The 15,842-nt window shown below is 45.4% G+C and carries 11 protein-coding genes; all 11 read right to left on the bottom strand.

Annotated features, from left to right (window positions below):
* Positions 1-5: 5 nt before the first annotated feature.
* The gene (gene tuf / locus A3IK_RS0117535; RefSeq protein WP_020561275.1) at positions 6-1,196 is read right to left on the bottom strand and encodes an elongation factor Tu; all 1,191 of its coding nucleotides are present in this window, start codon (positions 1,194-1,196) and stop codon (positions 6-8) included.
* Positions 1,196-3,298 (bottom strand): elongation factor G, encoded by a 2,103-nt coding sequence (gene fusA, locus A3IK_RS0117530; RefSeq protein WP_026221049.1) that lies wholly within the window; start codon positions 3,296-3,298, stop codon positions 1,196-1,198. The genes tuf and fusA overlap by 1 nt, the downstream gene beginning before the upstream one ends.
* A 29-nt stretch (positions 3,299-3,327) precedes the next feature.
* Positions 3,328-3,798, bottom strand: a complete 471-nt coding sequence (rpsG, locus tag A3IK_RS0117525; RefSeq protein ID WP_020561273.1) for a 30S ribosomal protein S7 — start codon at positions 3,796-3,798, stop codon at positions 3,328-3,330.
* Positions 3,799-3,814: 16 nt separating this feature from the next.
* On the bottom strand, positions 3,815-4,189 hold the full coding sequence (rpsL, locus tag A3IK_RS0117520) for a 30S ribosomal protein S12 (RefSeq protein WP_020561272.1): 375 nt from the start codon (positions 4,187-4,189) through the stop codon (positions 3,815-3,817).
* 188 nt (positions 4,190-4,377) lie between these two features.
* The gene (rpoC, locus tag A3IK_RS0117515) at positions 4,378-8,577 is read right to left on the bottom strand and encodes a DNA-directed RNA polymerase subunit beta' (RefSeq protein WP_020561271.1); all 4,200 of its coding nucleotides are present in this window, start codon (positions 8,575-8,577) and stop codon (positions 4,378-4,380) included.
* 73 nt (positions 8,578-8,650) lie between these two features.
* Positions 8,651-12,730, bottom strand: coding sequence for a DNA-directed RNA polymerase subunit beta (gene rpoB, locus A3IK_RS0117510; protein ID WP_020561270.1), 4,080 nt, complete (start codon positions 12,728-12,730; stop codon positions 8,651-8,653).
* Between the two features lie 176 nt (positions 12,731-12,906).
* Positions 12,907-13,281: a 50S ribosomal protein L7/L12 gene (gene rplL / locus A3IK_RS0117505; protein ID WP_026221048.1), complete on the bottom strand. Its 375-nt coding sequence runs from the start codon at positions 13,279-13,281 to the stop codon at positions 12,907-12,909.
* A gap of 51 nt (positions 13,282-13,332) precedes the next feature.
* On the bottom strand, positions 13,333-13,869 hold the full coding sequence (rplJ, locus tag A3IK_RS0117500; RefSeq protein ID WP_020561268.1) for a 50S ribosomal protein L10: 537 nt from the start codon (positions 13,867-13,869) through the stop codon (positions 13,333-13,335).
* Between the two features lie 258 nt (positions 13,870-14,127).
* Entirely contained in the window at positions 14,128-14,823 is a 696-nt protein-coding gene (rplA, locus tag A3IK_RS0117495; RefSeq protein ID WP_020561267.1) for a 50S ribosomal protein L1, read from the bottom strand.
* A gap of 2 nt (positions 14,824-14,825) precedes the next feature.
* A complete protein-coding gene (rplK, locus tag A3IK_RS0117490) occupies positions 14,826-15,254 on the bottom strand; it encodes a 50S ribosomal protein L11 (protein ID WP_020561266.1) in 429 nt (142 codons plus the stop codon).
* 54 nt (positions 15,255-15,308) lie between these two features.
* On the bottom strand, positions 15,309-15,842 hold the full coding sequence (nusG, locus tag A3IK_RS0117485) for a transcription termination/antitermination protein NusG (RefSeq protein ID WP_020561265.1): 534 nt from the start codon (positions 15,840-15,842) through the stop codon (positions 15,309-15,311).

Raw genomic sequence — 15,842 nt, 5'->3', positions numbered from 1 at the left:
TTTACTTACTCAATAATTTTAGCGACGACGCCCGCACCNACAGTACGACCACCCTCACGAATCGCAAAACGCAAACCCTCTTCCATCGCAATCGGATTGATCAGGCTTACGACTAATTTCACATTATCACCCGGCATTACCATCTCTACGCCTTCTGGNAATTCACANGCNCCNGTGACNTCNGTGGTGCGGAAGTAGAACTGTGGACGATAACCTTTGAAGAATGGGGTATGACGACCACCCTCTTCCTTGGATAATACGTAAACTTCGGCTTCAAACTTAGAGTGTGGTTTAATAGAACCGGGCTTGCACAGTACTTGACCACGCTCNACGTCTTCACGTTTGGTACCACGGAGTAATAAACCTACGTTGTCGCCAGCTTGACCTTGGTCAAGTAACTTACGGAACATTTCAACGCCCGTTACAGTGGTCTTAGTAGTAGGGTTAATGCCTACGATTTCAACCTCTTCACCGACTTTAATAATGCCGCGTTCAATACGACCTGTGACTACCGTACCACGACCAGAGATAGAGAATACGTCTTCTACGGGTAGTAAGAAGGCACCATCTACTGCACGCTCAGGCTCTGGGATGTAGGTGTCTAGGGCTTCTACTAAGCTAGCAATCGCGCCTTCACCTAAATCACTGGCATCCCCTTGTAGTGCTTTTAAGGCAGAGCCTTTAATCACGGGGGTGTCATCACCAGGGAATTCGTAGTCTGATAACAGTTCACGAATTTCCATTTCAACGAGTTCGAGTAGCTCTTCATCGTCGACCATGTCGCATTTATTCATGAATACGACAATGTATGGAACGCCTACTTGACGTGATAACAGAATGTGTTCACGTGTTTGTGGCATAGGGCCATCAGCAGCAGATACCACTAGAATCGCACCGTCCATTTGTGCCGCACCCGTGATCATGTTCTTGACATAATCCGCGTGACCAGGGCAGTCTACGTGTGCGTAGTGACGTGCCGATGATTCATATTCTACGTGTGCCGTCGAAATGGTGATACCCCGTGCTTTTTCTTCCGGGGCTGCGTCGATTTGGTCATACGCCTTGGCATCACCACCAAATTTACGCGATTGTACAACCGTCAAGGCCGCTGTTAGGGTCGTTTTACCGTGGTCTACGTGACCGATTGTACCCACATTTACGTGCGGCTTTGTACGCTGGAATTTATCCTTAGCCATTAATAATCACCTTTTTTCACTACTGCTTGCACAACTTGGCTGGGTGCTTCAGCATATTTTTCAAATTCCATAGAATAGCTAGCCCGACCTTGAGTCGCTGAACGCAAGGCAGTCGCATAACCAAACATTGCACCAAGTGGTACTTCAGCACGAATGCTTTTACCATTAGGTAAATCATCCATGCCTAACACGGTACCTCGACGGCGATTAATATCGCCCATCACATCGCCCATATACTCTTCAGGGGCTACTACTTCAACCTTCATAATCGGCTCAAGTAGTACGGCTCCCGCATCCAATTGGCCTTGGCGCAATGCCATTGAAGCGGCAATCTTATAAGCTAACTCGCTAGAGTCAACTTCATGATAAGAACCATTAAATAGAGTGGCCTTAAAATCCACTAATGGATAGCCTGCTAACGCACCGCTAACCATCTGTTCACGAATACCTTTATCGATAGCGGGAATAAATTCCTTAGGAATAACGCCTCCCACAACCGCATTCTCAAACTGATAACCCAAACCTTGAGCTAAGGGCTCTAGGCGCAACCAGATATGACCATACTGACCTTTGCCACCCGTTTGACGAATAAATTTCCCTTCTACCTCAACCGTATTACGAATCGTCTCGCGATAGGCCACTTGTGGATTACCCACATTGCAACCCACATCATAATCACGTTTGAGTAGATCGATTTTAATATCGAGGTGTAACTCACCCATACCGGAGATAATCGTCTGCCCCGAATCGGGATCCGTTTTCACTCGGAAAGAGGGATCTTCTTGTGCTAAACGATTAAGAGCATTAATCAATTTATCTTGATCGGCTAGAGACTTAGGCTCAATCGCAACTGAAATAACGGGTTCAGGAAACTCCATACGCTCCAGAATAATCTTGTTATTCTGATCGCATAGCGTATCGCCGGTAGTAATATCTTTTAGTCCTACCGCTGCGGCTATATCGCCAGCTAGTACTTCCTCAACCTCTTCACGCGAATTCGCATGCATCTGTACTAAACGACCAATGCGCTCACGTTTACCTTTAATAGGATTAAAGACGATATCACCAGAGCGTAAATGACCTGAATACACCCGCATAAAGGTCAGGGTACCAAACGAATCGGTAGCAATTTTGAAAGCTAATGCTGCAAAAGGCTCTTGATCGTCAGGATGGCGCTCTAACTCCTTAGCATCCTCATCAAGACTCGCTAAGCCATGCACCGCAGGCATATCTAATGGAGAGGGTAAATAACGCACCACCCCATCTAAAACGGCTTGTACGCCTTTATTTTTAAAGGCAGAACCACAAAAAGTAGGGATAACTTTGCCTGCTAAAGCTAGCGTACGCAAAGCACCATAAATCTCATCTTCGGATAAAGTACCTTCTTCAAGATACTTATTCGTTAGCTCATCGCTCGCATCAGCAGCAACTTCTAATAAGTGCTCACGCCAATGCTCGGCTTCAGCTTGATACGCATCAGGTATAGTAGTGGCTTGATAGGTCATGCCCTTATCGGTTTCATTCCAATACAAGGCCTGCATCCGCACTAAATCAATCACGCCTTGAAAACTTTCCTCAGCCCCTATTGGCAACTGGACAGGGACTGCATTAGCAGCAAGACGCTCTTTGATTTGCTCGACTACGCGCAGAAAATCTGCACCTGAGCGATCCATTTTATTAATAAACGCTAGGCGTGGTACATGATACTTATTTGCTTGACGCCATACGGTTTCGGACTGGGGTTCAACTCCACCCACCGCACAAAACACCGCCACCGCTCCATCGAGAACACGCAGCGAACGCTCCACCTCAATAGTGAAATCAACGTGACCCGGTGTATCAATGATATTAATACGATGTTGCTCTAGCTGCTTATCCATCCCTTGCCAAAAGCAAGTGGTTGCAGCCGAGGTAATCGTAATACCACGCTCTTGTTCTTGTGGCATCCAATCCATCGTCGCATTACCATCATGTACCTCACCTAGTTTGTGAGACACACCGGTATAAAATAAAATACGCTCCGTCGTCGTCGTTTTACCCGCATCAATGTGAGCCATGATGCCGATATTGCGATAACGATCTATAGGAGTCTTGCGTACGATAGTATTAGCAGCCACAACCGTTTATCCCATTACCAACGGAAATGAGCAAAGGCACGGTTTGCTTCCGCCATACGATGCGTGTCTTCACGTTTTTTCACCGCAGTACCACGTTTTTCAGAGGCATCCATGAGTTCGCCTGCTAATTTACGTGCCATGGATTTTTCACCACGTTTACGAGCAGCATCAATTAACCAGCGCATTGCTAAAGCGTTTTGACGTACAGGACGTACTTCAACCGGTACTTGATAAGTAGCACCACCCACACGGCGAGCTTTAACTTCGACCGCAGGACGGACATTATCCAGTGCATCACTCAGGACATCCATACCATCGCCACCTTTTTTAGAGGCAATTTCATCTAAAGCACCATAAATAATGCTCTCGGCAACAGCTTTCTTACCATCTTGCATAACAGCATTCATGAATTTACTGAGCAATTGGCTACCAAACTTTGGATCCGGCAGGACTTCGCGTTTGGGGACTTCTCTTCTTCTAGGCATTTTCTACACTCTCGAATTATTTCTTAGGACGTTTAGTACCGTATTTAGAACGGCCTTGTTTACGATCTTTAACACCTTGGGTATCTAAGCTACCGCGCACAGTGTGATAGCGCACACCAGGTAGATCTTTAACACGACCACCACGAATCAGTACAACCGAGTGTTCCTGAAGGTTATGGCCCTCGCCACCGATATAACTTGTTACCTCAAAACCATTGGTTAAACGCACACGAGCGACTTTACGCATCGCTGAGTTTGGTTTTTTGGGAGTAGTAGTATAAACGCGAGTACAAACACCCCGACGTTGTGGGCATGCTTCTAGAGCGGGTACATTGCTTTTTTCAGCCTTGCTTTTACGCGGTTTGCGTACCAGCTGATTCACTGTTGCCATCTAATTAAATTCTCCTACGAGATACGTGTGAGTGAATACAATTAATCACTCTCATATAAAAACTTCGGTCGGAAATTCGACCCATTTAAGGTCGCAAGATTCTAGGGATGGCTATCCATTCTGTCAAGCTATGTTTAGCCATCCCTAGTCAAGCACTTACTTACTGAGACTAGGATTTTTCCACTTTCCTATTCGTCTATATCACCCTCAGAGTCCATACTGAAAGTCATGACAGGCTCCATGGAAGGCGAGCGCATATCACTAAAAGGTGTCGCATTTTGGAACTTAGCCCGACGACTTTCGTGATACGCCAAACCTGTCCCCGCAGGAATCAAACGTCCCACAATAACGTTCTCTTTCAAGCCACGTAAATCATCACGCGCTCCACGCACTGCAGCTTCTGTTAAGACACGGGTTGTCTCTTGGAAAGAAGCGGCGGATACGAACGAATCCGTGACTAAAGAGGCCTTAGTAATCCCCATTAATACACGCTCATATTTTACCGTGAGTTTACCTTCTGCATTCAGGCGGCGATTTTCCTCAACTACTCGCCAGTAGTCGGTTTGCTCACCACGAATGAAATGACTTTCACCCGGATCAATAATATCCACCTTACGCATCATCTGACGGATGATAACTTCAAGGTGCTTATCATTAATCTTTACCCCTTGCAGGCGGTAAACGTCTTGAATTTCTTGCACTAGATAAGCAGAAAGCTCGGTAGCTCCACGCAAGCGCAAGATATCGTGTGGATTAGGTTCACCATCGGCAATCACCTCACCACGTGTTACCTTTTCCCCCTCAAACACATCGAGAGTACGCCATTTAGGAATCAGCTCTTCGTATTGCTCACCGCTTTCATCGGTAATCACAATCCGTTGTTTACCTTTCGTTTCCTTACCAAATGAAATCGTACCGGTCTTCTCGGCTAAGATCGCACCATCTTTAGGACGACGTGCTTCGAATAAGTCCGCTACCCGTGGTAGACCCCCGGTGATATCACGTGTCTTAGAAGACGCTTGTGGTAGACGTGCAAGGATCTCCCCTACTTCTACAATCGCGCCATTGGTTAAGCTGACGATCGCATTAGCAGGCAATGGATACTGTACTGGAATCTTAGTGCCTTCAAAGTAAATGCTATTTCCACCCTCATCCATCAGTCTTAAGGTAGGACGCATATCCCGACCCGGCCCTGGACGATTGCGTGGATCCATCACCACGATAGAGGACAAACCAGTAGTATCGTCGATCTTAGTTTGTACCGTCATATTGTCGATGAAGTCACTAAAATCAACTCGACCCGATACCTCAGAGACAATCGGCTGGGTATGAGGATCCCATGTAGCAACCTGTTGACCCGCACCGACTGCCTCACCTTCTTTGACCGTTAAAATAGCACCGTAAGGGACTTTATAGCGCTCTTTATCACGACCGTTATCATCCACGACACCTAATTCACCAGAGCGCGATACCGCCACTAAATTACCCTGTTTATTCACTACCGTTTTCATATTAACTAAGTGAATTTTACCAGAGGACTTAATGGAGATATTGTTCTCAGCAGCGGACCGATTCGCCGCACCCCCGATATGGAAGGTACGCATGGTGAGCTGAGTACCGGGTTCACCGATAGATTGCGCCGCGACTACCCCTACTGACTCACCTTTATTGACAAAGTGACCACGGGATAAATCACGTCCATAGCATCTACGGCACACACCATAACGTGCCTCACACGTAATCGCCGAACGTACCACAACCTCATCGACACCTAAAGCATCAATCTTTTTAACCCAAGCTTCATCTAGCAAAGTACCGGCTGGCACTAAAATCTCATCACCACGAATGACATCCTGAGCCACCACACGACCTAATACACGCTCAGCGAGGGCTTCAATAACATCCCCACCCTCAATAATGGGGCGCATACGAATGCCTTGCTCAGTTGTACAGTCATCAATAACGACGACCATGTCTTGAGCAACGTCTACTAGACGGCGGGTTAGATAACCAGAGTTTGCCGTTTTCAATGCCGTATCAGCTAGACCTTTACGCGCACCGTGAGTCGAGATGAAGTACTGAAGAACGTTTAACCCTTCACGGAAGTTAGAGGTAATCGGTGTCTCAATGATCGAGCCATCCGGCTTTGCCATCAAACCCCGCATCCCGGCTAACTGACGAATCTGAGCGGCAGAACCCCGCGCTCCTGAGTCCGCCATCATGTAAATGGAGTTAAACGACTCTTGGTTAACTTCTTTACCTTCGGTATTAATAACGGTTTCTTTACCAATCTTTTCCATCATCGCTTTCGCGACTTTCTCATTGGTACTGGCCCAGATATCAACGACCTTGTTATAGCGTTCGCCTTGCGTCACGAGACCGCTGGCGAATTGCATCTCAATTTCTTTAACCGCATCTTCTGCTTCAGAGAGTAGTTCTACTTTCTTTTCAGGAATGATCATATCATCCGAGCAGAATGAGACCCCTGAGCGCGTCGCATAACGATAACCGGTATACATGAGTTGGTCAGCAAATACGACTGCCTCTTTCATCCCCACACGGCGATAAGACTCATTAATGAGCTTAGAAATGGCTTTCTTTTTCAGCGTGGTATTGAACAGCTCAAAAGGCAAACCTTCCGGCATAATGCTGGTTAAGATAGAGCGCCCTACCGTGGTATCCATTAAACGTGTGCGTTTAATGAGCTGTCCGTCTTCTTTAATGCTGTCAGTAATGCGTACTTTCACCTTAGCATGTAAAGACACAAACCCAGACTCATAGGCGCGTTGTGCTTCTTTAGGGTCGGCAAATACCATGCCCTCGCCTTTCGCGGCAACCGCTTCACGAGTCATGTAATACAGACCCAAAACGATGTCTTGTGATGGCACAATAATCGGATCACCATTCGCAGGCGATAACACATTATTGGTTGACATCATCAGCGCACGAGCTTCTAGCTGAGCCTCTAGAGACAGAGGTACGTGTACCGCCATTTGGTCACCGTCGAAGTCCGCATTGAACGCCGCACAAACCAAAGGATGTAATTGAATCGCTTTACCTTCGATCAATACCGGCTCAAACGCTTGAATACCTAAACGGTGTAGCGTAGGCGCACGGTTTAACATCACTGGATGTTCACGGATAACATCCGCGAGAATATCCCAAACCTCAGGCGTTTCACGCTCTACCAGCTTTTTAGCCGCTTTAATCGTGGTTGCTAAACCTTGACGTTGTAAGCGACCAAAAATGAAAGGCTTGAATAGCTCCAGCGCCATTTTCTTAGGCAAACCGCACTGATGTAGGCGTAAAGTAGGGCCTACTACAATGACCGAACGTCCGGAGTAGTCAACCCGCTTACCTAATAAGTTCTGACGGAAACGACCTTGTTTACCCTTAATCATATCGGATAAGGATTTCAAAGGACGTTTATTAGAACCCGTGATAGCACGACCACGGCGACCATTATCTAATAAAGCATCGACCGCTTCTTGCAGCATACGCTTTTCATTGCGCACGATAATGTCCGGCGCATTTAACTCTAATAAACGCTTCAATCGGTTATTACGGTTAATCACACGACGGTATAGATCGTTCAAATCCGAGGTTGCAAAACGACCACCGTCCAACGGTACTAATGGACGCAAATCAGGCGGCAATACAGGTAAGGCATCCATGATCATCCATGAAGGCTCGTTACCAGATTGTAAGAAGGACTCCATGACCTTTAGGCGCTTAGTTAAACGCTTGAGCTTGGTCTCAGAGTTAGTTTCAGCAATCTCTTCACGCATCTTATTGATCTCATGTTTCAGATCAATACTGCTCAATAATTCCTTAATCGCCTCCGCACCCATTTTTGCCGTAAATTCGTCGCCAAACTCTTCTACAGCCTCCAAATAGGCTTCATCAGACAGTAGTTGTCCTACTTCTAAATGAGTCATACCTGCATCGGTAATAACGAAGGTTTCAAAATACAGAATACGCTCAATATCACGCAGAGTCATATCCAGCATCAGACCGATACGGGAAGGGAGTGATTTTAAAAACCAAATATGCGCTACTGGGCTGGCCAGGTCGATATGCCCCATACGCTCACGGCGTACTTTAGTTTGAGTAACCTCAACCCCGCATTTTTCACAGATAACACCGCGATGTTTTAAACGCTTGTACTTGCCACATAAGCACTCAAAATCTTTTACTGGGCCAAAAATCTTGGCACAGAATAAACCGTCGCGCTCAGGCTTAAAGGTACGATAGTTAATAGTTTCTGGCTTTTTCACTTCACCAAAAGACCAAGTACGAATCGTTTCAGGAGAGGCCAAACTAATGCGGATCGCATCAAACTCCTGAATCTCTTGCTCTTTCTTGTAAATACTTAATAAATCTTTCATCACTTTGCCCGCTGCATTCAGTCAAAAGGGTAAACCGAGCACTTTCACAAAGTACTCGGTTGCTGCTTTTGTATTAATCGGTTTCAAGTTCGATATTTAAGCCTAAGGAACGAATTTCTTTCATCAATACGTTAAACGACTCTGGCATACCCGCGACCATAGAGTGATCACCATCCACGATGTTTTTATACATCTTGTTACGACCATTCACGTCATCTGATTTTACGGTCAACATTTCTTGTAGCGTATAGGCCGCACCATAAGCTTCCAGTGCCCAGACCTCCATCTCACCGAAACGTTGACCACCGAATTGGGCTTTACCACCTAGAGGCTGTTGCGTGACCAAGCTATAAGGCCCGGTAGAGCGACCATGCATTTTGTCATCAACCAAATGGTTGAGTTTTAGCATGTGCATATAGCCTACGGTGACTTTACGCTCGAACGAATCCCCAGTCCGACCATCATATAAAGTGGTTTGACCGCTATCAGGTAGTTCCGCCAGGCTCAACATTTCCTTAATTTCAGCCTCATGAGCACCATCAAATACGGGCGTTGCCATGGGGACTCCACCACGCAAATTAGTAGCCAGTTCAATGACTTCGGCATCACTCAAATCAGAGATATCGCCTTGACGGGGATTACCACCGGTGGAATAGACCTCGGTAATAAATTGACGCATTTCATCAATACGCGCTTTGGTATCAATCATGCGGGCAATTTTCGCACCCAAGCCTTTAGCCGCCCAACCTAGATGGGTTTCTAGTACCTGACCGACGTTCATCCGTGAAGGTACACCGAGAGGATTCAATACGATATCAACGGTTTGACCGTTTTCTAGGTAAGGCATATCCTCGACGGGAACAATCTTAGACACAACCCCTTTATTACCGTGGCGTCCCGCCATTTTGTCACCGGGTTGCATACGACGTTTAACCGCAATATACACCTTGACCATTTTCATGACGCCTGCGGGTAAATCATCACCGGCTGTGAGCTTTTCACGTTGCTTTTGTAGGCGTGTTTCGTAAGATTTCTTTTTATCCATCAGTTGGTTATTGAGTACTTCTAATTGAGCATTCAATAACTCATCGGCTAGACGAATTGAGAACCAATCTTTACGCGCCAAACCTTCTAGGTAATCTAAAGTAATCGTATCACCAGCACGTAACCGATTCGGGCCACCGTCTGCGACTTGATTGAGTACTAAACGTCCTACCCGCTCATAAACGTCCGTTTCGTAAATACGTAACTCATCGAGTAAGTCTTTACGAACTTGTTTTAACGACTCTTCTTGAATCGCTAACGCACGCGCATCACGCTCAACGCCATCACGAGTAAAGACCCGCACATCAATAACGGTTCCGGTCATACCGGTAGGCACACGTAAAGAGCTATCTTTAACGTCAGAAGCCTTTTCACCGAAGATCGCACGCAATAACTTCTCTTCTGGCGTTAATTGGCTTTCACCTTTAGGGGTCACTTTACCGACTAGAATATCGTTCGGTTTTACCTCAGCTCCCACATGAATAATGCCGCACTCGTCTAATTTAGAGAGTAAGCTTTCACTCACATTAGGAATATCAGCGGTAATTTCCTCAGGCCCTAGTTTAGTATCGCGTGCCAAGCAAATCAGTTCTTCAATATGAATCGAGGTATAACGATCTTCTTCGACCACACGCTCCGATAAAAGAATCGAGTCCTCGAAGTTATAACCATTCCAAGGCATAAAGGCGATAAACATATTTTGTCCTAAAGCCAATTCACCTAGGTCAGTAGAAGAACCATCTGCTAATACGTCACCACGTTCAACTACATCGCCTACCTTCACAATAGGGCGTTGGTTAATACTGGTATTTTGGTTAGAGCGGGTATATTTAATCAGGTTATAAATATCAACCCCACCCTTCTCGTCGGCCTCATGATCATGAACACGCACCACCACACGGCTCGCATCCACAGAATCAATCACCCCACCACGTTTAGCAGATACCGTAGACCCTGAGTCAACCGCAACCGCACGCTCCATACCTGTCCCTACTAAAGGCTTATCCGCCCGTAAGCAAGGTACAGCTTGACGTTGCATGTTAGAACCCATCAAGGCACGGTTCGCGTCATCGTGCTCTAAGAACGGAATCAAGGAAGCTGCGACCGATACAATTTGCTTAGGCGAGACGTCCATGTACTGCACACGGTCAGCCGTCATGAGCGTGAATTCATTTTTATAACGGCAGGTTACGAATTCACTGGCAAATGAACCATCTTTATTTAGCTCAGCATTGGCCTGTGCAATAACGTACTGTGATTCTTCAATTGCAGATAAATAATCCACATCAGAAGTCACTTTACCATCCACAATACGACGATACGGTGTTTCTAAGAAGCCATATTCATTGGTACGCGCATACACGGATAGAGAGTTAATCAGACCGATATTAGGTCCCTCAGGCGTCTCAATTGGGCACACACGACCATAGTGGGTAGGATGTACGTCACGTACCTCAAAGCCCGCACGTTCACGGGTCAAACCACCAGGGCCTAACGCAGAAATACGACGCTTATGAGTCACCTCAGATAATGGATTATTTTGATCCATGAACTGAGAGAGCTGGCTTGAACCAAAGAACTCCTTAATCGCTGCCGATACGGGCTTAGAGTTCACTAACTCTTGTGGCATTAAGCCTTCGCTTTCTGCCATAGTCAGACGTTCTTTAACCGCACGCTCAACCCGGACTAAACCGATACGGAAAGCATTTTCAGCCATTTCACCCACGCTACGAATGCGGCGATTACCTAAATGGTCAATATCATCCACATCATCGCGACCATCACAGATATCAATCAGCTTTTTCAGTACGGCTAAGATATCTTCTTGATTTAGGATGCCACTACCTGTTGACTCTTCACGTCCTAAGCGGCGGTTAAACTTCATACGCCCTACGGCAGATAAGTCATAACGCTCTTCGGTGAAGAACAAATTGTTAAATAGGTTTTCAGCCGACTCTTTGGTTGGTGGCTCACCGGGGCGCATCATGCGATAGATCTCTACCTGCGCCTCTAAAGGCGAATGAGTAGGGTCAATACGGAGCGTATTGGAGATAAAAGCACCACGGTCTAATTCATTCGTAAACAAAATACGGAAATCTTCAATACGATTGTCGCGGAACTTTTCTAATAGATCATTGGTTATTTCGGTATTAGCCTGCGCTAATAACTCACCCGTAAAAGTATCCACCACATTATGAGCGATCACTTTACCCACAATATAATCAGTAGGTACTTCTAGCTTATCAAGCTTAGCCTCATCTAATTTCCGAATGTGCTTAGCCGTAATGCGTCGACCCGCCTCAACTAGCACTTCGTTATTAATCTTAATATCAAAAGACGCCAACTCACCCCGTAGACGATCCGGTACTAGATCAATCGCGACCTTATCCAAACCTAAATGCACTTGGGTGGTATCAAAGTAATAATCTAAAATCTGCTCATTATCCATGCCTATAGCACGTAATAAGATAGTAGCAGGCAATTTCCGGCGACGGTCAATACGCACGAAAATAGAATCTTTTGGATCTAATTCAAAATCCAACCACGAACCACGATAAGGAATAACACGGGCACTATGCAGTAACTTACCTGCCGTATTCGACTTACCTTTATCGTGCTCAAAAAATACCCCAGGTGAGCGATGTAATTGGGACACAATCACGCGCTCAGTACCATTAATAATAAAGGTACCTTTATCCGTCATTAAAGGCAGTTCACCTAGATAAACATCTTGCTCTTTAATAGCCTTAACGACTTTTGCTCCAGCCGGTGCATCTTTGTCATTGATGACTAAGCGCAATTTAACACGCAATGAGGCCGCATAGGTTAAACCACGTAATTGGCATTCTTGCACATCAAATACAGGCTCAGCTAAACGATAATCGACATACTCAAGGGAGACATAACCGTTATAGCTTATAATCGGGAACACAGATGAGAATGCCGCATGTAAACCTTGTTGCGACCGCTTGTCGACTGGTTTGTCAAGCTGTAAAAAGCTGTCGTATGATTCTAACTGAATCGCTAAAAGCTCAGGTACCTCTAGCACTTGCTCACGTTTACCAAAATCTTTACGGATTCGTTTTTTCTCAGTATAACTCAGTCCCATCGTGTTTCCTCACTTGGAATCAGACTTTATCAATGACCCCAATGGTCATTCATGTAACATCATTATTTATTGCCTACTGTATAAGCGGCAAAAGGCCGACAGCACAAATGCACTGTCAGCCTCTTCAGTTGGGGGTAGGTTTAATGACTAATCAAAGGCACACCTACGCACAGAACTTACTTAACTTCAACTTTAGCGCCTGCTTCTTCAAGCTTCTTCTTAATGTCTTCAGCTTCAGCTTTAGGAGCGGCTTCTTTAACAGTAGAAGGTACACCCTCTACCATTGCTTTGGCTTCTTTTAAGCCTAAGCCAGTTAATTCACGTACTACTTTAATAACGCCGATTTTGTTATCACCGAAGCTGGTCATAACAACGTTAAATTCAGTTTGCTCTTCAACAGGAGCAGCGGTATCACCAACACCTGATACAGCTACTGTTTGAACAGCAGCAGTTACACCAAATTTTTCTTCAATTGCAGCAATTAATTCTACAACTTCAGTTACAGTCATGTTGGCAAATGCTTCCAACAAATCGGCTTGAGAAATCGCCATCGCCATGTTATTTATCTCCAAAAAACCTAAATCAGTATGAGTATCTTAAAATCAAGCTGCGTCAGCTTCAGTCGGTGCTGGAGCACCGCCGTCTTTCTGGTCACGCAATGCAGCAAGTGTACGAGCAAATTTATCCAACGGAGCACGCAATACAGCCGCCAAGGTAGACAAGGCTTGCTCACGGGTTGGTAACTTAGCTAAACGTTCTAATTCAGATCCCGGTAAAGTTTTGCCATCAATAGCTACAAACTTTACTTCTAACTTATCTGCATTAGCTTTATCTGCTTTTAAAAACTCACGTAATAAACGTGCAGCTGAGCCCGGATCTTCTTGAGAAAATGCCAGTACCATAGGGCCTGTCAAATTTTCACCTAAAGATTCAAAGCTAGTGTCTTTTACAGCAATACGTACTAAGTTATTTTTCACTACGCGTAAATACACACCTGAAGAGCGTGCTTTTTTACGTAGTGAGGTCAATTGCTCAGCATTCAGACCACGGTTTTCAGCAGCAACCGCAGAATGAGCACTCGCAGCGACTGCGGCCACTTCAGAGACAACTTGTTTTTTCTCTTCCAGTGTTAATGCCACGTTATCTACTCCTGGTTCGGCGGAAAAACCACCGTTAATCAATCAAATGTAATTAACCATTACCTTTGAAGGAAACAGCGCCCCAAACCAATACTGACTCGGGTACGCCATCTGCGCAGGCTTCATCTAACTAGAGATGTCATTAAGTTAACTACTTAACACCTGCGGTCTTTGACGACATACATCGTGTATATCTAATGCCTCACGGCAGCTCACATCCTTGTGAACGAAGGCATAAAGCCTTAAATTTTAAACTAATTAATAGCTTAAGCTAGAGCTATCTACACGCACACCTGCACCCATAGTAGTGGATACAGCTAATGCTTTTAGATAAACACCTTTAGCACTAGACGGTTTAGCTTTAACTAAGTCAGATACTAACGCGTTAATATTTTCAACGAGCTTAGTGGTATCAAAGTCAACATTACCCACAGCAGCGTGAATAATACCAGCTTTATCAGTACGGTAACGCACTTGACCCGCTTTGGCATTTCTTACTGCAGTAGCAACATCAGGCGTCACAGTACCGACTTTAGGGTTAGGCATTAAGCCACGTGGACCTAAAATTTGACCTAATTGACCCACAACGCGCATAGCATCTGGACTAGCGATGACCACATCGAAATCCATGCGACCGCCTTTAATTTCAGCCGCAAGATCATCAAAACCGACTACATCTGCACCAGCTGCACGAGCCGCTTCTGCATTAGCACCTTGGGTAAAGACGGCTACACGTACTGATTTACCATTACCATTAGGTAATACCGTTGCACCACGCACTACTTGATCAGATTTACGTGGATCAACCCCTAAATTAATCGCAATATCCACACTTTCAATGAATTTTGCGCGAGGTAATGATTTTAATAAATCTAATGCTTCTGGTAAGGCATAAGATTTATCACGTGATACTACTGCGCGAATCGCTTGTTGACGCTTTGAAAGTTTTGCCATGATTAAATCTCCACTTCCAAGCCCATACTACGCGCGCTACCGGCGATAGTACGTACTGCTGCATCGAGGCTAGCTGCTGTTAAATCAGGCTCTTTCGCTTTAGCAATTTCTTCTAATTGCGCGCGCGTTACCTTACCTACTTTTTGGGTATTAGGGCGGCTACTACCTGATTTAAGCCCTGCTGCTTTCTTTAATAGAATCGTGGCAGGTGGCGTTTTGGTAATAAAGGTAAAGCTTTTATCACTATAAACGGTAATAACAACCGGAATAGGTAGGCCTACTTCTAAACCTTGGGTAGCCGCATTGAATGCTTTACAGAACTCCATAATGTTCACGCCTTTTTGACCAAGGGCGGGACCTACAGGAGGACTAGGATTTGCTTTACCAGCAGGAACTTGTAGCTTGATATAGCCACTAACTTTCTTTGCCATATGAAAAATACCTATGTGGGTAATAACGCCTCACGGCTCCCCATGATTAAACAATCAAGCTTTTTCGACTTGATAAAACTCTAGCTCAACAGGCGTTGAGCGACCAAAAATCTGTACTGCCACTAATAAACGGCTTTTTTCGTAGTTAACTTCTTCCACGACACCATTGAAGTCTTTGAACGGGCCATCATTCACGCGAACAACCTCACCCGCATCAAAAATAACCTTGGGTTTCGGCTTTTCAGCCCCTTCTTCAATACGATTGAGAATGGCATCGACTTCACGCTTAGAAATGGGAGCAGGCTTATCGCTAGTACCGCCGATGAAACCTAACACTTTAGGCACCTCTTTAACCATGTGCCACGTTTCATCATTCATTTCCATTTCGACTAACACATAGCCCGGAAAGAATTTGCGTTCACTACGACGTTTATGTCCCTCGCGTACTTCCACCACTTCCTCAGTCGGTACCAGCACTTGACCAAATTGGTCATCCATCCCTAAACGACTAATGCGCTCCTGCAAAGAACGCTTTACTTGTGATTCAAAACCAGAATAGGCCTGCACTACATACCAACGCATGGACAT

The organism is Thiofilum flexile DSM 14609, assembly GCF_000380185.1.
In the GTDB taxonomy this organism is placed as follows: Bacteria; Pseudomonadota; Gammaproteobacteria; order Thiotrichales; family Thiotrichaceae; genus Thiofilum; species Thiofilum flexile.
The sequence above is the reverse complement of the archived record's forward strand: the minus strand, read 5'-3'. Positions and strand labels throughout refer to the sequence as shown.